The sequence below is a fragment of the Streptomyces sp. NPDC059248 genome (assembly GCF_042753905.1).
Lineage (GTDB): Bacteria > Actinomycetota > Actinomycetes > Streptomycetales > Streptomycetaceae > Streptomyces.
This window is the reverse complement of the sequence record NZ_JBHYZV010000026.1, coordinates 14054-33437: the sequence shown is the minus strand read 5'-3', so window position 1 is coordinate 33437 and position 19384 is coordinate 14054. Positions and strand designations below refer to the sequence as shown.

Sequence of the window (19384 nt, the reverse complement as noted above, 5' to 3'; positions counted from 1 at the left end):
GGGCCCCGCCCCCGCGGCCCAACCCCCCGGCCGGGGGGGAATGTTGCGCCGGTGCGGGGGTGGCACCCCGGGGCCGGGGCGGCGGGGCGTGGGTGTCCGGCCGCCGCGGTTCCACCGGTCACCGCTGCCGGGAGCGGATCACGGTAGGAGCAGGACCGGTCGCGTACGACCGGCCGGGATTCGACCGGCCCGGATTCGACGGGTCAGGGCACGACCGGTCAGGGCGCGACCGGTCAGGACACGGCCCGTCACGGCAGTCCGGCGTGCAGGGCGTTCATCAGAGTGCCGGTCGGGGTGTCGCCGGACATCTCCCAGATCATCCCGCCGAGCAGGCCCTTGTTTCTGATCCACTCGGATTTCTTCCCGATCGACCAGGAGTCGTCGAAGCTCCACCAGGTGCCACCGGGTCCGGTGTAGCCGTAGGTCGAGATCGACTGCTGGTCGTGGTGGATGGTCATATTCGGATAGGCGCTGAGCATGTTCTGGTAGCCCCGGATTCCGGCCTCCTCCGGGAACTGTCCGGGTGCCGCGCCGTTGGCGGTCTGCCATTCGCCGTTGGTGCCCGCCGGGCCCGCGGCCACGTCCTTCCAGCCGCGCCCGTAGAACGGGAATCCGACGGTCAGTTTGCGGGGATTGACCCCGGCGTCGAGATAGGTCTGGACGGCCTTCTCGATACTGAAGTCGAACGGGTACGGGTCCTGGGCGTCGCGGTGCAGATTCGCCTGGTGCCCGGTCCGGTTGGGTTCCCACGAGTTGTCGCTGCCGGAGCCGTGGAAGTCGTACCCCTGGACGTTGGCGAAGTCGAGATAGTCGAAGATCTTCGTCAGGTCCCAGCCCGCCGCGATCTTCGCCGGGTCGGCCGGGGTGAAGGCGGTCAGCAGCCGGTGCTCGCCGCCGAGGGCGTCGAGCTGGCGGCGGAACTCGGCGAGCAGGGCGGTCAGATTGTCCTTGTCCTGCGGCCGGAAGATATTGCCCGGGTGTCCTTCGGAGCCCGGCCACTCCCAGTCGATGTCGATGCCGTCGAAGACGCCTGCGCCGGTGCCGGGGCCGCCGGCGCCGTTGTAGACCGGCAGATTGCCCTTGATCCAGACGTCCACGCAGGAGCGGACGAACTTCTCGCGCGACGCCGGGGTCGCGGCGGCGTCCGAGAAGAACTTGGAGAAGGTCCAGCCGCCGAGGGAGACCACGAACTTGAGGTGCGGGTGCTTGGCCTTCAACTTCTTGATCTGGTTGAAGTTGCCGCGCAGTTTGCCCCAGCCGTCGTCGGCGACGCCGTCCACGGACTGGGCGGCGGAGAAGGGCCGGGCGTAGTCGGCGTCGGCGTCACCGGCGCCGGTGCCCTCGTCCGGGTCCTGCGGATTGCCGGATACGCCCTTGGTGACGCCCGCCTGGCAGGTCAGATTGACGGGGTCGATGTTCTCGAACGCGTAATTGACGACGTCGAGTTTGGCGGCGGATCCGGAGGTGTCGAGGTTCTTGACGAAGTACTGGCGCCCGTAGAGGCCCCATTGGATGAAGTAGCCGACCTTGAGGTAGTTCCCGGGCCCGGCGACGTCGTCGGTGGTGACGGGCAGGGCGTTGGAGGCGGCTGAGGAGTTGTCGGCGGTGTCGCGCGCCTTGACGGTGAAGGTGTACGCGGTCGCGGGCGACAGTCCGGTGACGGTGGTCGTGGTGGTGGTGACCGTCTTGACCAGGGTGGCGCCCCGGTAGACGTCGTACGCGGCGACGGCGACGTTGTCGGTGGAGGCGTTCCAGGCGAGGGCCACGGTGGTGGCGGTCTTCGCGGTGGAGCGCAGGTTCCCGGGTGGGGTCGGGGGTACGGGGTCGGTCGCCGGGTCGACGGTCCTGGCGATGGCCGGCGGGCTGAACGGGCCGAGGTTGCCGCGGGTGTCCTTGGCCCGGACGGTGAAGGTGTACGCGGTCGCCGGGGTCAGCCCGGTGATGGTGGCGTCGGTGGTGGTGGAGTTGGCCACGAGGACGCCGTTGCTGAAGACGTCGTACGAGGCCACCTGGTAGTCGCCGGGTGACGACGCGGGCCAGGTCAGGGCGGCGGTTCTGGCGGTGACCGAGATGACGCTCGGCGCGCCGGGCGCGGTCGGCGGTACGTCGGGGGTGCCGTCGCACTTGTCGCCGTTGACGGTGCACGCGGTGGGCGTGCCCACGGGCCCGTTGCCGATGAACCAGTAGCTCCAGGGGTTGCTGGTGCCGCCCGCCGGAATGGTGCCGTTGTAGTGGGCGTTCTTCACCGAGACCCGGTTGCCGGTGACGGTGGCGTCGCCGTGGTAGTGGCCGGTGACGGTGGCCCCGGGCGGCAGGGTGAAGTCCAGTGTCCAGCCGTTGACGGGCGCGGTGCCGCTGTTGCGGATGGTGTAGATGCCGCGCCACCAGGAGCCGTTGTTCTCGGTGGTGAAGGTGGCGGTCAGGGTGCCGGCGGCCTGGGCGGGGGAGGCGGAGAGCCCGGTCAGCCCGGCGAGCGGCAGGACGAGGGCGGCGACCAGCGCCGCGATCCTGTTGCGGATCCGGTAGGGGCGTCGACCGAGGCCCCGGCGGAAGGGTTTGTGGGGGGACGGGTGGGGGGATTCGTGGGGGGTTCTTTTCTTGAACATGGCGCTCCCTGGGGTAAGGGGTACGTGGCCGTGCTCAGGACGATCAACTTGCCAAGCTACTTGGTCTGGACCACTGCGGAAGCCGGTCGGAGGGGTCGGGTTTCCGTCACTGTCGGCATTCCGCCGCCGGTGGCTAGTGGCCGCGCCAAGTGGTCTGTACCTTTCCGGGACAGGTCTACGGGACCTTTCCGGGACGGGTCTACGGGGCGGGGGCGCTGCGGGATGTCGGAGGCGGGCGGGGACGAGTCGGCGGCGGCTGAGCCGTCCGGGCTCGGCGCGCTCGGGGTCTCCGCCGACGAGGAGACCGTCTACCGCGAGCTGCTGGCCCGCCCCGGGGCGACCGTCGCCGAACTCGCCGCCGCCACCGGCTGGGACCCGGCCCGGGTCCGCCGCAGGACGGGCGCGCTGGAGCGGCGGGGGCTGGTCGCCCGGGCGCCGGGGCGCCGTCCGGCCCGGTTCAGCCCGGCCCCGCCGGATCTGGCCCTGGAGGCGCTCGTCCTGCGAAGGCGGGCCGAGATCGAGCGCGCCCGGCTGTTCGCGGCGGCGCTGACGGACGGCTTCAGACCCGGCGCCGGGGCGGCGGGCGGGCGGCGGGCCGTGGAGCCCCTCGGCTGCGGCCCGGAGGCGGTGGCGCGGTTCGCCGGGCGCCTCCAGGAGGCGGCCCGTGAGGAGGTGCTGATCCTCGGCGAACCGCCCGTACCGCCGGTATCACCCGTACCGCCCGTATCGCGCCGGGAGCCGGTATCGCCCGTACCGCCCCGGGAGCCGGTTCGCGGGGTCGGGGTCCGGCGTCGGGCGGTTTACGACCACGGCTGGCTCGACGCGCCCGAACGGCTGGCGGCGGCCCGGGAGTCGGCGGCCCGGCTGGGCGAGCGGAGCCGGGTGATCGCGGAGGTGCCGCTGACGCTGCTGGTCGTGGACCGGACCGCGGCGCTGGTACGGGACGGGGAGACGGCGCTGGTCCTGCGTCCTTCGTCGCTGCTGGACGGGTTGCTGACGCTGTACGAGCTGCTGTGGCAGCGGGCCGTACCGCTGTTCTCGGACGGCCCGGCGGGTCCGGCCGAGGGGCGCGGGACCGGGCTCAGCGGCGACGACGAGCAGTTGCTGGCCCTGTCGGCGTCCGGCCTCACGGACCGGGCGATCGCCCGGCGGCTGGGGGTGGCGCAGCGGACCGTGGAGCGCCGGATGCGGCGGATCATGAACACGCTGGGGGCGCGGACCCGCTTCCAGGCGGGGTTGCGGGCGGCCGAGCTGACCCGGGAGGCGGGCAGGTACCGGAGCGGGGGATAGGCCCTGTCTCGGCCGGTCCGGGCCGGCCGCGCCCGGCGGGGGTGCGATACGTTGCGCGCCATGACCGACCTCGGCTCCGTCGCCTGGCCGCCCGCTCCGATCAGGACCGGGCGGCTGGTGCTGCGCGAGCCCGAGGGCCGGGACCGTACGGCGTTCGTGGAGCTGCTCGCGTCGGCGGAGGTGCATACGTACCTCGGTGGCGCCCGGCCGCGCGACGAGGCCGAGCGCGCGGTGCCCGCCCCGCGCTCCGGCCTCTTCGTCGTCGAGTGCGACGGGGCGATGATCGGCCAGATCACGCTCACCAAGGGGACGGGCCATCTCCAGCAGGCCGACGGCGCGGCCGAACTCGGCTATCTGTTCCTGCCGGACGCGTGGGGACGCGGATACGCGGCCGAGGCGTGCGCGGCCGTACTCGACTGGTTCGCCGACGCGCTGCCCGGCGAACCGGTGGTGCTCGCCACTCAGACCGCCAATGTCCGCTCCATGCGCCTCGCGGCGAAGCTGGGGTTCACGGAGGTCGAGCGGTTCGAGGCGTACGGCGCCGAGCAGTGCTTCGGCCGGTGGTCCCCGGTCCCGTCGGCCGGCTGAGCAGGTCCGGTCGAGCCGGTCCGGTCGAGCCCGTCCGGTCGAGCCCGGGGCGCTCCCGGCGGTCTATCACCCGGTGACTCCCTGACCCGTACAACCATTCCCCGGGTCCCGGAGTCGAACCCCGCGCCGTAGTACCGGAGCCGGACTCCGGGCGCGGCGGTCGTTGCAACCCGCCCATCACCTGGTGATACGCGTCGGGTCACCGCGATCGGCGGCGGGGCGGACACCCCTCCCCGCAGGCCGTCACCGGCATCAGCGGCACCACCGGAGAGAGTCGAAAAAAGGCGGATCGATCTCGGAACCATGCCAATCTGCTTGTTGTCATGGAAAGTACCGACATACAGCTATGACCAGCGGAGACGCGGCTGCTGGCTCATGGGCCGGACGGGGCCCGAAGGGCTCCGCCGAGACGATCACGCCGGGGCATCCTGCCCGGCACCTCAAGGGGAGAACATGACTGTCACCCGACACAACCGGGTACCTGGTTCGCAGTTGCGGCTCGGCACCGCGGTCGCCGTGGCGCTCGCCGTCACCGCGGGCCCGCTGGCCCTGGCGTCGCCCGCCGTCGCGGCACCCGCGCCGGCCGCCGCGTCCGTGTCCGCGTCCGCGTCCGTGTCCGCGTCCGTCGCGCAGCAGAACCAGAATCAGAATCAGAACCTTCCGCAGCTCGGCAAGGGCTCCCGCGTGGTGGCCGCGGGACAGACCGGCTACCTGTCCGAGTCGACGGTCGCGGCGGACGGCAAGCACACCCTGAGCTGGGTCCGGACGAGCGATGGTTCGGTGACCCCGCTGACCTCGTACCAGGGCACGGGCGGCCGGCGCCTGAGCGCCGTCTCGGACGTCGTCGTCCTGCCCGGAGACGCGGTCGGGCAGCAAGTGACACTGACGGATCTGAGCGCCGGCGCGCCGGGGACGAAGACGGTCATCGACCTCCCGGCCGGGTACACGTATCTGGGCGCGGTCGGCTCGACCCTGGTCGTGACCTACGGCAACGAGATACGGCTCGTCTCCAAGTCCGGCGACACCCTCACCGACCGCAAGGTCACCGAGACGCCCATGGGCTCCGAGCCGCAGTACCTCGCCACGACCGCGCCCGGCCTCGCCGTCGTCGGTCTCGAAGGCAAGAAGCTCCTGGTCGTCGACATCGCGAACGCGAAGCCCGACGGGACCCACGCGATCGGGCAGCACCTCCGGGGGGTGAGCGCCGCGGCGGTCTCGGCCACCCATCTGGCGGTGATCGAAGACGCGGGCACCGACCCCGTCGGGATCAAGGGCCTGCGGGTGTTCGACCGGGCCGCCGGTACGTCCTGGCTCGTCCCGGTGGAGTACTCCGAGCGCAGCCTGGTCGGCATCACCGGCGGCAAGGTGGTCTACGGCGCGGCGTACGACGTCCACGAGACCCCCACCGCGGCGAAGGTGGCGATCAACTCCATCCCGGTCAGCGGCGGCGACGGTGTGAAGGTCCTCGACCGGGGCTTCGGTCTGGTCCAGTCGGGCGACGGTTCGGTCCTGGTCACCGGCGGCACCGTCGACGGGGGCGAGGGCGTCTACAAGATCGGTTCCGGTCCCGGGTCCGAGAAGATCGCGACCACCGGGGACACCACCCGGATCTCGTTCCTGAAGTCGAACGTCCCCGCCGAGGTGGACCTCGACACCGGTGTGCTGAAGGCCGACTGGGAACTCTCCCGGCACCAGGCGGACTTCGTCCTCACCCTGGAGCAGCCCGCGCGCGGCATCAAGCACACCGTTCCGCTCGACTTCCGCGGTGGCGGCGGCGACTGGTACACCGCCCCCTTCTTCACCTGGGACGGCACCATCGGGACCGCGGGCAATGAGCGCTACGCCCCGCTCGGCCAGTACACCTGGTCCCTGACGGCCACCCCGTGGGACGGCATAGGCCCGGCGGCCACCGAGACCGGCACCTTCACGGTGAAGCGGACGAAGGCCGGGCACGACTGGACCGAGAACGGCTCCCCCGACCTGCTGGTCACCGACGCCGCCGGCCGGTTGTGGCGCGAGGACACCCACACCAAGCGGGTCAACGGCGGCGAGGTGTTCAACGGGGTCAAGCGGGAGCAGGTGGGCTCCGGCTGGGACAAGTACACCCTGGTCGAGTCCATCGGCACCCAGCAGGGCCGGTCCGCGGTCGTCGCCCGTGACATCCAGGGCGGTCTGTGGCTGCACCACGAGGACGGCCTCGGCAAGCCGGACGGCCAGGAGACCCGGATCGGCGGCGGCTGGCAGGTCTACGACCACGTCGCGGGCGGCAGCGACATCGACGGCGACGGCAAGAACGACATGGTCGGCGTCCAGCCCAACGGCGACCTGTACTTCTACAAGGGGACGGACCGTCAGGCCGGCCCGTTCGCGCCCCGGTTCAAGAACGGCTGGGGCTGGGACATCTACAACCAGATCACGGCCGTCGGCAATGTCGCGGGCGGCGCCGCCGGGGATCTGGTGGCCCGGGACACGGCCGGGGTCCTCTGGCTCTACCAGGGCAAGGGCGACGGCACGTTCGAGGCCCGGGTCCGGATCGGCGCGGGCTGGAACGAGTACACCCAGCTGGTCGGCGTCGGCGACGGCAACCGTGACGGCAAGGCCGATCTGTACGCGTACGGCCCGAACGGGAAGTCGTTCTTCTACGCCGGTACGGGGCAGGCGGCGACGCCGTTCAAGCCGCGTACGGCCGGCACGGTGCTGTCCACCAACTCCGCCGACTACAAGATCGTGTTCTAAGGGTCTGTGGTGACGGGCTGTCCGCCGTGCGGCGGCGGGCAGCCCCACCCCCCACTCGACGGCCCCGACTCCCGGACTTTCCGGCACCAACTCGGCGGCCATCACCGGGGAATACGCGTACAACCGTTCTCCCACCCCACTTGTCACAGAAGTTACGGAAATCGTAAGGATTTCCCGACTGTGGGAGGAAAGACCTTGTCGCACCCCCATCCTGCGCACCGCATATCCCGGACGGCCGTCGGCAGACGGACGCGGCTGACCACCGCCGTCGCCGTGGCGATCGCCGTCACCGCGGGTCCGCTGGCCCTCGCGACCCCCGCAGCCGCAGCCACAGCCGCAGCCACAGCCGCAGCCACCGCCGGGCCCGGGGCGTCCTCGGCGCAGCAGCCCCGGAATCAGAGCCAGAAGCAGAGCCTGCCGCAGTTCACCAAGGACTCCAGAGCGCTCACCGCCGGGCAGTCCGGGTATCTCGTCCGCTCCGGCTACGACTCGGCGACCGGCAAGTACACGGTGAGCTGGGTCCGTACGAGCGACGGTTCGGTGACCCCGCTCAAGCAGTACGCCTCCGCCGACGCCGGGTCGGTGCACACCGGCTGGGCTTCGGACGTCGTGGTCCTGCCGGGCGAGGTGGACGGCGAGCGCGTGACCCTGACCGATCTGAGTGCCGGAGCCCCCGGCACCAAGACCACGATCGACTTCCCCGCCGGGTACACCTACCGGGCTCACACGGGTTCCACCGTCATCGCCTCCAACGGCACCCAGGTCAGGCTGATCTCCCAGTCCGGAGGCGTACCGACCGAGCGGGAGGTGACCGGTCTCCCGGCCGGACAGAACATCGTCCGGATCGACGCGGTCGCTCCGGGCGCGGCCGTGGTCCGGCTCTCGGGCAAGCAGCTCGCGGTCGTCGATCTCGCCACCGCCGCCGTGACGAGCCTGCACAGTGTCACCGCGACGGACTACTACGCCCGTCTGTCGGTGGCGGTCTCCGCCACGCATCTGGCCTGGCTGGAGACCCCGTCCGGGCACACCGACCCTTCGACGCTGGTGGTCGTCGACCGGGCGACCGGCACCGAGCTGCGGCGTACCGAACTGCCGCATGTGCCCCAGCCGATGATCGGACTCTCCGGCGACCGGGTGGTCTACGGCACGCACTACGACGGCTATGACGCGCCGAACCCGGCCAAGGCGGCGATCAACGCGGCACCGGTCGCCGGCGGCACCCCGGTGAAGGTCCTCGACCGGGCCTTCGGCATCGTGCCGTCCGCCGACGGATCGGTCCTGGTGACCGGCGGCACGCTGGAGCAGGAGGAGGGCGTCTACCGGGTCGCCGACACCGCGACCGGGCCGTCGGTCGGCAAGGTCGCGTCGAGCGACGACACCACCCGGGTGTCGTTCCGGTCGACGAACATGCCCACCCAGGTGAACCTCGACCGAGGTGAACTGAAGGCTCGCTGGGAGTTCTCCCGGCACCGGGCGGACTTCACGCTCACTCTCGAGGGTCTGCACAACGGGATCAAGCACACCCAGGTCATGGGCACCGAGGACTTCCTCAACCCGGACTCGGCGCCCGTCCTCTACTGGGACGGCACCATCGGACACGGCGAGAACCAGCGGTACGCGCCGGAGGGCACGTACAACTGGACCGTGACGGCCGCCCCGCACGACGGGATCGGCCCGCCCGCCAAGGCCACCGGCACGATCTACGCCGACCGGACGGCCGCTCCGCACGACTGGACGAACAACGGCTCCCCGGACGTGCTCGCCACGGACGGCGCGGGCCGGCTGTGGCGTCAGGACACCCACTTCCGTCAGGTGGGCGACGCCATGGTGCTCGAAGGGTCGCCCCGGGTGCAGACGGGATCCGGCTTCGGCAAGTACGACCGGATCGAGTCCATCGGCCGGCAGCAGACCAGCCCCGTGTTCATCGGCCGGGACACGGTGGGCGATCTGTGGATGGAGCGTGTCGATCACTACGGCGACGTCGTCGCCCAGCCCGCGAGGATCGGCTGGGGCTGGCAGACGTATACGCACATCACCGGTGGCGGTCTGCAGGACTCGGACGACATCCCGGACGTGGTGGCCGTGGACACCAAGGGCGATCTGTACCTCCACGCCGGCACGGGCAGCCTGCCCAACGCCCTCGCGGCCCGGAAGAAGGTCGGCTGGGGCTGGGACATCTACGACCAGGTCGTATCCGTCGGCAATGTCGCGGGCGGCACCGACCACGGGGATCTGGTGGCCCGGGACAAGGCCGGGGTGCTCTGGCTGTACCAGGGCAGGGGCGACGGCACGTTCTGGCCGCGGATCCGGATCGGCGGGGGCTGGAACGAGTACACCCAGCTCGTCGGCATCGGTGACGGCAACCGGGACGGGAAGCCCGATCTGTACGCGTACGGCCCGAACGGCAAGGCGTACTTCTACGCCGGTAACGCGAGCACGACGCAGCCGTTCAAGCCGCGTACGGCCACCACGGTCCTCACCACCAACTCCACCGACTACAAGATCATTTTCTAGGAGACGGACCATGCCCCGAATATCCCGATCCCCTCGGCCGGGCCGGAACCGTGCGACGCGTACCCGGACGGCCGTCGCGGTCGCCGTGGCGCTCGCCGTGACGGCGGGCCCGCTGGCCCTGTCGGCACCCGCCGTCGCCGAACCCGTCGCGGCCGCCGCGGCCGCCGCGGCCGCCGCACAACAGCGGGAGCAGCCCCGGAACGAGAATCTTCCGAAGCTCGCCAAGCACGGAAAGGTGCTCAGTGCCGGACAGTCCGGCTATCTCGTGCAGACCGGTTACGACACCACGACCCACAAGTACACGGCGAGCTGGGTCCGTACCGCCGACAACTCGGTCACCCCGGTCGCCACCTATACGCACCAGGAGCTGAAGCACACCGGCGCGGTCTCCGACGTCGTGGTGCTGCCGGGCGACGCGACCGACCGCAAGGTGACGCTGACGGATCTGAGCGCCGGAGCGCCCGGGACGAAGACGGTGATCGACCTCCCGGCCGGATACAAGTACCTCGGCGCGGTGGGCGACACCGTCGTCGTCCACGCCGATGCGACGATCAGGCTCCTCAGTAAGTCAGGGGGGACCCTGACCGACCGCCCGGTCACCGGGCTGCCGACCACGTACCGGGTGAACCAGGTCGACGCGGCGGCACCGGGGACCGCCGTCCTCCGCCTCTTCGACTCCAACCGGCTCGCGGTGATCGACACGGCCGCCGCGACCACGACCGGTCTGCACTCCACGGGCCAGGACCCCTTCGCCTCGGTGGGTGCCGCGGTCACGGCGGACCACCTGGCCTGGATCCAGTCCCCCGAAAGGGGCCACGGCACCGCGTCGACCCTGGTCGTGGTCGACCGGGCCACCGGCACCGAGCTGCGGCGCACCCAGATCCCCTTCGCGTGGAAACCGGTCGTCGGGCTGACCGGCGGGCAGGTGGTCTACGGCGCGGAGTACCTGTCCTACGACGCGTCCGACGCGGCCCAGGTGGCGATCAATGCGGCGCCTCTCGCCGGCGGCACCCCGGTCAAGCTCCTCGACCGGGCCTTCGCCGTACACCCGTCCGCCGACGGCTCGCTGCTGGTGACCGGTGGCACCCTCGATCGCGACGAGGGCGTCTACCGGGTCACCGCCGCGTCGGGCGGGGCGACGGCCGAGAAGATCGCGACCACCGGGGACACCACCCGGATCTCGTTCCTCAAGTCCGAGGTCCCCTCCGAGGCGTACCTCGACACGGGGAACCTGGTGGCGACCTGGGAGCTGTCGCGGTACGAGGCCGAGTACACCCTCACCCTGGAGCAGCCGTCCACCGGCACGACGTACACGACCCGGGTCGAACGAGCGCAGGACGTAACGGACTACCCGCCGCGCTTCGAGTGGGACGGCCGCGTCGGCGACGCGAACGCCAAGCGGTACGCCCCGCCCGGCCCTTACACCTGGACGCTGAAGGCCGTACCGCGGGACGGCGTCGGCCCGGCCGCGACCGCGACCGGCACGATCGACGTCAAGCGGACCAAGGCCCCGCACGACTGGACCAACAACGGCTCCCCGGATGTGCTGGTCACGGACGGCGCGGGCCGGCTGTGGCGGGAGGACAGCTACTACCAGCCGTTCGTCCCCGCCGAGGACGAGCACAGCCTCCCGGTCCCCGAGGTGTTCGAGGGCAACGGCCGGAAGCAGGTGGGCTCCGGCTTCGGCAGATACAACCGGATCGAGTCCATCGGGATCCAGCAGGGCCGGGCGGCCTTCATCGGCCGGGACGCGGCCGGTGATCTGTGGCTGCACCACGACAACGGCTCCGGTACGCCCTTCAACGACGGGGTGAAGATCGGCTGGGGCTGGCAGACGTATACCCAGATCGCGGGTGGACCCGGCGTATGGGCCGTGGACACCGCGGGCGATCTGTACCACCACCCGGGGACGAACAAACAGCCCACGGCCTTCGTGCCGCGCAAGAAGGTCGGCTGGGGCTGGGGCATCTACAACGAGGTCACCCAGGTCGGTGATGTCACGGGCAGCCCCTACGCGGATCTGGTGGCCCGGGACACGGCCGGGGTCCTCTGGCTCTACCAGGGCAAGTGGGGCGGCGAGTTCGAGCCGCGGATCCGGATCGGCGGGGGCTGGAACGAGTACACCCAGCTCGTCGGGATCGGAGACGGCAACCGGGACGGGAAGGCCGATCTGTACGCGTACGGCCCGAACGGCAAGACGTTCTTCTACGCCGGTACGGGCAACACCGCGGCGCCGTTCAAGCCGCGTACGCCCAGCACGGTCCTGGCCACCAACTCCACTGACGACAAGACCGTGTTCTAGGAGTCGGTACGAGCGGGGGAGCGACCGTCTTCCCGCCGTCTTCCCGCCGTCTTCCCGCCGTCGTCCGGCGGCGGGAAGACGGTTCCTGCCGTCCTCTCGTACAACCATTCCCCCCACTCGGGTGTCACGGAAAGTAAGGAAATCGTAGGGATTTCCCATGCCGTTGCCATCGGCATGACACCGTTCCGGGCGAGCCCCGTACGACGCCCGGACTCCACTCGCCGTCCCGGCCCAGAGCGGCCCGGCGCGGCAGTCGGGGAGTGAAGACCGTGTCACGACCGCTCCGTACGAACCGGGAGAGACGTGCGCGTACGACGCGTACGCCGCCCACCATCGCCGTCGCCGTGGCGCTCGCCGTCACCGCGGGCCCGCTGGCGCTGACGGCGCCCGCCGTCGCCGAACCCGCCATGTCCACCGCGTCGACCGGGTCCGCCGGGCGGGCGCAGGACGTGGACCTGCCGCGCCTCGTCAAGGGCGCCGAGACCCTGAGCGGCGGGAAGTCCGGCTATCTCGTCAGAAACGGCTACGACGCCACCACCAAGAAGCACACCGCGAGTTGGGTACGTGCCTCCGACGGCTCGGTGGCCCCGGTCGCGACGTACACGGACCGGGAGGCGCACCGGATCAGCTCGGTCTCCGACACCAAGGTCCTGCCGGGCGGTGTCGCCGGGCGGAAGGTGACGTTCACCGATCTGGGTGCCGGGGCGCCGGGGACGAAGTCCGTACTCGAACTCCCCGACGGTTACCGGTACGCGGGCGCCGTGGGTCCCACCGTGATCGCGAACGGGGCCGGGGGCGTACGCCTCGTCACCTCCTCCGGCGGGACCGCCGGCGACCGTGCCGTGACCGGTCTGCCCGACGGCGCGCGGGCGCTCGAAGTCGTCGGCGAGTCACCGGACACGGCCGTCGTCCGCCTCGAAGACCACCGGCTCGCGGTCGTGGATCTGGCGACCGCCGCCGTCACCGGACTCCACCAGGTCCATCCCGACGCCCGGGTCGATGTGGTCGCCGCCGTCTCGGCCACGCACCTGGCGTGGGTCGAGACCTCGTGGAGCTACTTCGGGAACGCGACGCTCGTGGTCGTCGACCGGGCGACGTCCACCGAGACCCGGCGGACCCGGATGCCGTACGGGACGAGTGTGCCGCTGGTCGGGCTCGTCGGCGACCGGCTGATCCACGGCATCCGGTACGACGTCGACGAGGACCCCAAGCCGGACAAGGTGGCGGTCGTCTCGGCCCCGGCCGCCGGGGGCGGCGACGAGGTGAGGATCATCGACCGGGCCTTCGCGCTGGTCCCCGCCGACGACGGCTCGGTCCTGGTGACCGGTGGCACGCTGGCGAAGGACGAGGGCGTCTACCGGGTCACCGCGACCACCGGCACCGCGACGGCCGAGAAGGTCGCGACCACCGGCGACACCACCCGGCTCACCATCCTGGAGTCGGAGGTCCCCGAGTTCGCCGATCTGACGGTGGCCGTCCTGAACGCCCGCTGGAAGACATCGCGGACCTACGCGAGATACCGGCTGACCATCGAGCACCCGCTGAGCGGACACAAGGAGACCTTCGACACCGGTCCGTTCTTCACCTGGGACGGCACCATCGACCACGCCGGGTCCGATCCGCGGTACGCGCCCTCGGGGTCGTACCGCTGGTCGATGACGGTCACGCCGTACGACGAGATCGGCCCGCCCGCCACGGTCTCCGGCGCCTTCACCGTCCACCGGGCCCCGGCCCCGCACGACTGGACGTTCAACGGCTCCCCCGATCTGCTGGCCGTCGACGGGGCGGGGCGGCTGTGGCGCGAGGACACCCACCACCGGTGGAACAGCGCCGGCCGGCTCCTCGCCGGGAACGAACGCGTGTACCTGGGGTACCGCTGGGACACGTACGACCTGATCGAGTCCATCGGCAACCACAGCTTCCGGACGGACTTCGTGGCCCGGGACAAGAAGGGGGTCCTCTGGCGCCATGACGCCCTGCGCGCCGGGAGCGTCGGCAACGAGCCCATCCGGATCGGCCACGGCTGGGGGATCTACGACCGGATCACGGGCGGCGACTTCGACGGCGACGGCCATCCCGATGTGGTGGCCGTCGACCGCAAGGGCGACCAGTGGTTCTACCGGACGGACCCGGTGACCGGGGCGCAGCTCAAGCCCCGGAAGAAGGTCGGCTGGGGCTGGGGGATCTACAACCGGATCACGGCGGTCGGCGATATCGCGGGCACCCCGGCGGCCGACCTGGTGGCCCGGGACAAGGCCGGGGTCCTCTGGCTCCACCAGGGCGACGGCAAGGGGTCGTTCACCAAGCGGGTACGGATCGGCGGCGGCTGGAACCAGTACACCGAGCTGGTCGGCATCGGCGACGGCAGCCGCGACGGCCGGGCCGATCTGTACGCGTTCGCCCCGAACGGCCGGACGTTCTTCTATCCCGGTACGGGGAACGCGGACCGGCCCTTCGAGGAACGGTCCCCCAGTTCGGTCCTGATGAAGAACTCCTCCGATTACAAGATCGTGTTCTAGACCGTGTCTCCAGAATCGAGGACACCCATGTCCCGGCCCATCCGCCGTACGCGCTCCCGTCGTACCGTCACCGCGATCGCCGTGGCCGTCGCCGTCACGGCGGGCCCGCTGGCCCTGACGGCCCCGGCGTCGGCCGCGTCGGCCGCGCCGACCGCGACGGCCCCCGCCCCGGCGCCGCCGAAGGCGAGAAACGAGAACCTGCCGCCGCTCACGCACACCGGTGTCGTCTTCGCCGGTGAGACCGGCTATCTGGCCACAACCGGCGGCACCCTCGGCTGGGTGCGGTACGCCGACGGCGTCGTCGTACCCGTCGGCCTTCGGAACGGCCACTCGCCGCAGCACGGCGCGGCCTCCGACGTCGTCGCGGTGCCCGAGTCGCCGCAGATGCGCAAGGTGACCCTGGTCGATCTGTCGGGCGGCGGCACCGGTACCCGTACGGAGCTGGATCTCACCGCCGTCGGCGCCGAGTACCAGTACATCGGCGCCGCCGGTACGACCGTGATCGCCGCCGACGGCCCCCGGGTCAAGCTCGTCACCACCTCCGGAGGGACCGTCACCGGCCGGGACGTGACCGGGCTGCCCGCCGGCCTCGGCGGCCGTCCGTCCGTGGTGGCGGCGACGAAGGAGTCCGTCGTGCTCCGCTACCCGGACCGGGAAGAGCGGACGGTGGTCGTCGACCTGGCCGGGGCGAGCGCCGAACCGATCGTCCATACCTCCGCCCAGGGCACCGACGTGGTGTCGACGGCGCTCTCGAAGGACCATGTCGCCTGGGTCGAGAGGGACGAGGCGAACCGGAAGGCGACCTTGGTCGTGGCGGACCGGACCGCCGGGACACGGCGGACCACGACCCTGCCGCTCGCGTACTGGTACCACGTCGGGCTGACCGGCGACTGGGTGGTGTACGGCATGGACGGCAACGCCTACCAGGGTTCGGGGAACCCCCAGCTCTCCGCGGCGCCCGTCACCGGCGGCACCGCCGTGAAACTCCTCGACCGCACCGACGCCCTGGCGCAGGCGCCGGACGGCTCGCTCGTGGTCCCCGGCGGACTCGTCGGCAAGGGCGACGGCCTCTACCGGATCACCGGCGCGGCGGGCGGCCCCACGGTGGTGAAGACCGCGACGACCGGGCGGCCCACCGAGATCACCTTCCTGACCTCCGATGTGGCGCCCCTCGATGACCTCACCCGGGGCACCATGCCGTTCCGCTGGACCCTCAGCCGCTACCGCGCCGACTACAAGCTGACGCTGCGCCATGTCTACTCCGGCGTCGAGACGAAGATGGACCTCATGCCCTGGCTCGCGGGCGGCGACCAGGACGATCCGCCGTACCTCAACTGGGACGGCACCATGACCGTGAACGGGGAGAACTTCTACGGTCCGAACGGCCCCTACGAGTGGTCTCTGACCGCGACGCCGTGGAACAAGGTCGGCCCGCCCGCCACGGCGTCGGGGCGCTTCAACCTCACCCGCCAGTGGGCCCCGCACGACTGGACGAACAACGGGTCGCCCGATCTGCTGGTCACCGACGGCGCGGGCCGCATCTGGCGGGAGGACACCCACCGGACCTGGTCCAACGGCGTCCAGGTGCTCGCCGGGAAGGAGCGCGAGTTCCTGGGCGACGGCTGGGGCGGCTACAACCTCATCGAGGCGGCGGGCCTCCGCGGCTCCAGCGCGCTCTTCGTCGCCCGGGACAAGAAGGGCGACTTCTGGGCCCATCAGTACGGCCCCCAGGGCACCCCCGCCGACGAGCGGACGAAGATCGGCCACGGCTGGGGCATCTACAACAAGATCGCCGCGGGCAGCGACCTGAACGGCGACCGCGAGGAGGACCTGGTCGCCGTCGACGCCAAGGGCGACCTGTGGTTCTACCCGCGGAACGGCCCGGAGGACGGCCCCGGCTACGGGGCCCGGAAGAAGACCGGCCGGGGCTGGGGCGGCTATACCGACATCACGGCCGTCGGCAACATCGCGGGTGCCGGGGCCGGCGACCTGGTGGCCCGGGACAAGGCCGGGGTCCTCTGGCTCCACCTCGGCGACGGCAAGGGCGGCTTCGCGCCCCGCACCCGGATCGGCGGCGGCTGGAACGCGTACACCCAGCTCGTCGGCATCGGCGACGGCAACCGCGACGGGCGCCCCGACCTGTACGCGTACGGCCCCAACGGGCGTACGTTCCACTACCGGGGTACGGGCGATTGGAAGCGCCCCTTCGAGCCGCGCGACACCAGCACGGCCCTGATGAAGAACTCCGCCGACTACAAGATCGTCTTCTAGGCCCGGTCCGCCCCCGGGCCCGTCACGCCTCGTGCGCGACGGGCCCGGGGGCGCAGGCCACGACGTCCTGCGGGCAGGCGTAGACGACGGTGTCGGGCGGAATATGCCGCACCTCCACGGGCGCGGCGGTGTCCCGCCCGCAGACGCAGCAGGGCGCGCGCAGGCAGTCGGGCGGGGCGTCGGCGAGCAGGCTTTCGAGCATCATTGGGGATCGTCGGCGCCGAGCCAGATCCCGCCCCCGACGACGTACAACCGCGTCCGCCGTCGCCGCCGGTCCTCGGCCTCGCGCAAGAACAGCGCCTGTGCCTGCTCCTTTGTGGGGCTGGTCCAGGCCCTCTTCCAGGGGTCGACGGGCGGCGCGGGCGCCGGTGGCTCGCGGTGTCTCCTCGCCCGGAGGCGGCGCGGCAGTCCAAGCATGGTCGTCCTCCACGGGCCCCGGCCCGCGTCACGGGGGTCCGGCGGACCGGGGCGGTTCAAGGGGATTCAGCGCCTGGTCCGGATCCCGCATCCGGGGTGCGCGTACAGGGCGGGCCGGGCCCCGGATGCGGAGAACCCGTCGAAGACCTCGGTCTCCTCGGTGGCCTCGACGGGCTTCTCGCAGAAGACGCAGGGTTCGGTGCGGGGCTCAGTGGTCATGGTCGTCTCCTCGGGTGGTGGATGTTTCTCCGGCGGTGACCGGCAGGCTCAGTGCGCACCAGACACCTCGGCCGTCCGCTGTGACGCCCCATGCCTGTGCCAGACCGGCGATGAGAACCAGTCCGCGACCGTTCTCGTCGAGCGGCTGCCCCGACAGCGCGTCGAGGCGGGGCTTGAAGGCGTCGTCGGTCACGTCGATCCAGAGGGCGCGGAAGCCCCGCCGGATACGGAGGACGACGGTGCCCTCACCGTGTTCGAAACCATTGGTGACAAGTTCGCCGACCAGCAGTTCCACGGTGTCGGCGCAGACCGCCAGGCCCCACCCGGTCACGATCGCCCGCCCGATCCGACGGGCGCACCCGGCCCATATGGCGTCCCGGACGGACAGGGGTTCACCCGGTCGGGTCGAGCGCCTCATCCTGACGTCCAGGACGTCAGGAATCGATTCCTGCACAGGCGGAGCGCTGGCCACGGAGTTCCCTCTCAGACCTCGGCGTCGTACGGCGAACAGTTCACCGTGGCCGAACTTCGTGCGGGGCCGGTGCAGGAGGACTTTTCGGCGGACTTTTTCCACGCGCTACGCGTCCGGGATCTACCGTGAGAATTCGGAACGTCCGAGGGAATCGGGGAACGTGTATGCGGCACCACGACACGGGGGCATTCGCCCGTCTGCGCAAGGCAGCCGGATACACCCAGGCCGGCCTGGTGGGGGCGATCCGAGCGGAGGCCGTACGGCTGGGTATCAAGGCCACCGCGAATGTGCGCCAGGTACGCCGCTGGGAGTGCGACAGCCCACCGCCGCTTCCCCATCCCGCCCAGCAGAGGTGTCTCGAAGTGCTGTTCGGGCGCCCGCTCGCCGAATTGGGGTTCGACGTCCCCGCGCACCGACGGACAAGGGACGATTTCATCGGCGACGATAGTGCGGTGAAACGCCGTGCGTTCGTCTCGCGTACGGGGGCGATCGCGGCGGCTGCGGTCATCCCCGAACAGCGGGGAGCCCGTATCGGGACGGAGGACGTCGAGGCGTTACGCCGACGCCTGGACACGTTGTACTCCGTGGACCACTCCGCCGGAGGGATCCCCGCCCGAGCCCGCGCCGTCCAATTGCAGCAGCGGGTGACCGACGTACTGAACACGGGCTCCTACACGCCCGATATCGGTCGCCTTCTGCAGACGATCCTGTGCGAGATCGGCTGCCACCGCGCGTGGTTCGGATACGACGGCGGTCCGACGCTGGCGGCGGAAGCCCGCGCCGCTTGTCTGGAGGCCGTGGCCGCGGCTCAGCTGGTGGGCAACTCGCTGCTCCAGGTACGAGCCCTGAACACCCTGTCGCTGCTCGCGGCCGAGAGCGCCCGCGCCTGGGAGGCACTGTCGGCGGTGGAGAGCGCCTACGCCCACGCCGGGCACGCGGGCGCCGGATCCACCGTGCATCTGGTCGTCGCCCTGCGCGAGGCCAACGCGGCTACCGCGTCGGGTGATACGCCGGGTACGCGGCGCGCGCTGAACCGGGCCGTCTCCTTCCTGTCCCGTACCGACACGGACGACGACGTGCCCCACTGGGCACGGTTCGCCGGGCCCGTCGAAGTCGACTACGCCATGGCGTCCTACTACTCGATGGAAGGAAAACCGCAGCGCGCGATTCCCTTCCTCAAGTCCGCCGTGTCGGGTCTCGACGACACCTATAGGAGGAACTCGGCCTGGTACCGGGCCCGCTTGGCGCACACACTGCTCGGCACCGGCGAGCTCGACGAGGCGTGCCACGAGATGGGCCGTGTCCTCGACGGTTGTGGCGCGGTCTCGTCCGCGCGGCTCTCCCAAAGGCTCGTGACGTTCGCGGACGCCGTGAAGCCCTATGACCATCCGAGCGCCCGGGAAACGGCCGATCGCATCAAGGAGGCGACTACCTGTTGAACGGCATCGTG

Annotated in this window: 13 protein-coding genes; 8 read left to right on the top strand and 5 right to left on the bottom strand. The window is 71.2% G+C overall.

Annotated features, from left to right (window positions below; translation table 11 throughout):
• Positions 1-248: 248 nt before the first annotated feature.
• On the bottom strand, positions 249-2606 hold the full coding sequence (locus ACFXG1_RS13740; protein WP_384742455.1) for a glycosyl hydrolase family 18 protein: 2358 nt from the start codon (positions 2604-2606) through the stop codon (positions 249-251).
• Positions 2607-2828: 222 nt separating this feature from the next.
• Here ACFXG1_RS13740 and ACFXG1_RS13735 point away from each other — a divergent pair, with 222 nt between their 5' ends.
• From ACFXG1_RS13735 to ACFXG1_RS13705, 7 genes are all read left to right on the top strand, one after another.
• Entirely contained in the window at positions 2829-3896 is a 1068-nt protein-coding gene (locus ACFXG1_RS13735) for a helix-turn-helix domain-containing protein (protein WP_384742453.1), read from the top strand.
• Between the two features lie 60 nt (positions 3897-3956).
• Positions 3957-4484 carry a GNAT family N-acetyltransferase gene (locus tag ACFXG1_RS13730; RefSeq protein WP_384707841.1) on the top strand — a complete coding sequence of 176 codons (528 nt, stop codon included), beginning with the start codon at positions 3957-3959 and terminating at the stop codon, positions 4482-4484.
• 453 nt (positions 4485-4937) lie between these two features.
• Positions 4938-7220: a hypothetical protein gene (locus ACFXG1_RS13725; RefSeq protein ID WP_384707838.1), complete on the top strand. Its 2283-nt coding sequence runs from the start codon at positions 4938-4940 to the stop codon at positions 7218-7220.
• Positions 7221-7415: 195 nt separating this feature from the next.
• Positions 7416-9734 carry an FG-GAP repeat domain-containing protein gene (locus ACFXG1_RS13720; RefSeq protein WP_384707835.1) on the top strand — a complete coding sequence of 773 codons (2319 nt, stop codon included), beginning with the start codon at positions 7416-7418 and terminating at the stop codon, positions 9732-9734.
• A gap of 10 nt (positions 9735-9744) precedes the next feature.
• Positions 9745-12036 carry a hypothetical protein gene (locus ACFXG1_RS13715; RefSeq protein WP_384707832.1) on the top strand — a complete coding sequence of 764 codons (2292 nt, stop codon included), beginning with the start codon at positions 9745-9747 and terminating at the stop codon, positions 12034-12036.
• Positions 12037-12305: 269 nt separating this feature from the next.
• On the top strand, positions 12306-14555 hold the full coding sequence (locus ACFXG1_RS13710; protein ID WP_384707829.1) for a hypothetical protein: 2250 nt from the start codon (positions 12306-12308) through the stop codon (positions 14553-14555).
• Between the two features lie 27 nt (positions 14556-14582).
• Positions 14583-16826 carry an FG-GAP repeat domain-containing protein gene (locus ACFXG1_RS13705; protein WP_384707826.1) on the top strand — a complete coding sequence of 748 codons (2244 nt, stop codon included), beginning with the start codon at positions 14583-14585 and terminating at the stop codon, positions 16824-16826.
• A 22-nt stretch (positions 16827-16848) separates the two neighbouring features.
• Here the strand turns inward: ACFXG1_RS13705 and ACFXG1_RS13700 are convergent, their stop codons facing one another.
• From ACFXG1_RS13700 to ACFXG1_RS13685, 4 genes are all read right to left on the bottom strand, one after another.
• A complete protein-coding gene (locus ACFXG1_RS13700) occupies positions 16849-17031 on the bottom strand; it encodes a hypothetical protein (RefSeq protein ID WP_384742449.1) in 183 nt (60 codons plus the stop codon).
• Complete coding sequence (locus ACFXG1_RS13695; RefSeq protein ID WP_384707823.1) at positions 17028-17243, bottom strand: hypothetical protein; 216 nt, start codon at positions 17241-17243, stop codon at positions 17028-17030. Before ACFXG1_RS13695 ends, ACFXG1_RS13700 begins: the two co-directional genes overlap by 4 nt.
• Before the next feature lie 66 nt (positions 17244-17309).
• Entirely contained in the window at positions 17310-17462 is a 153-nt protein-coding gene (locus tag ACFXG1_RS13690; protein ID WP_384707820.1) for a hypothetical protein, read from the bottom strand.
• The gene (locus ACFXG1_RS13685; RefSeq protein WP_384707818.1) at positions 17452-17793 is read right to left on the bottom strand and encodes an ATP-binding protein; all 342 of its coding nucleotides are present in this window, start codon (positions 17791-17793) and stop codon (positions 17452-17454) included. Before ACFXG1_RS13685 ends, ACFXG1_RS13690 begins: the two co-directional genes overlap by 11 nt.
• 305 nt (positions 17794-18098) lie before the next feature.
• On the opposite strand from ACFXG1_RS13685, the gene ACFXG1_RS13680 reads away from it, so the two are divergent.
• Positions 18099-19373, top strand: a complete 1275-nt coding sequence (locus tag ACFXG1_RS13680; RefSeq protein ID WP_384707815.1) for a hypothetical protein — start codon at positions 18099-18101, stop codon at positions 19371-19373.
• Positions 19374-19384 lie beyond the last annotated feature (11 nt).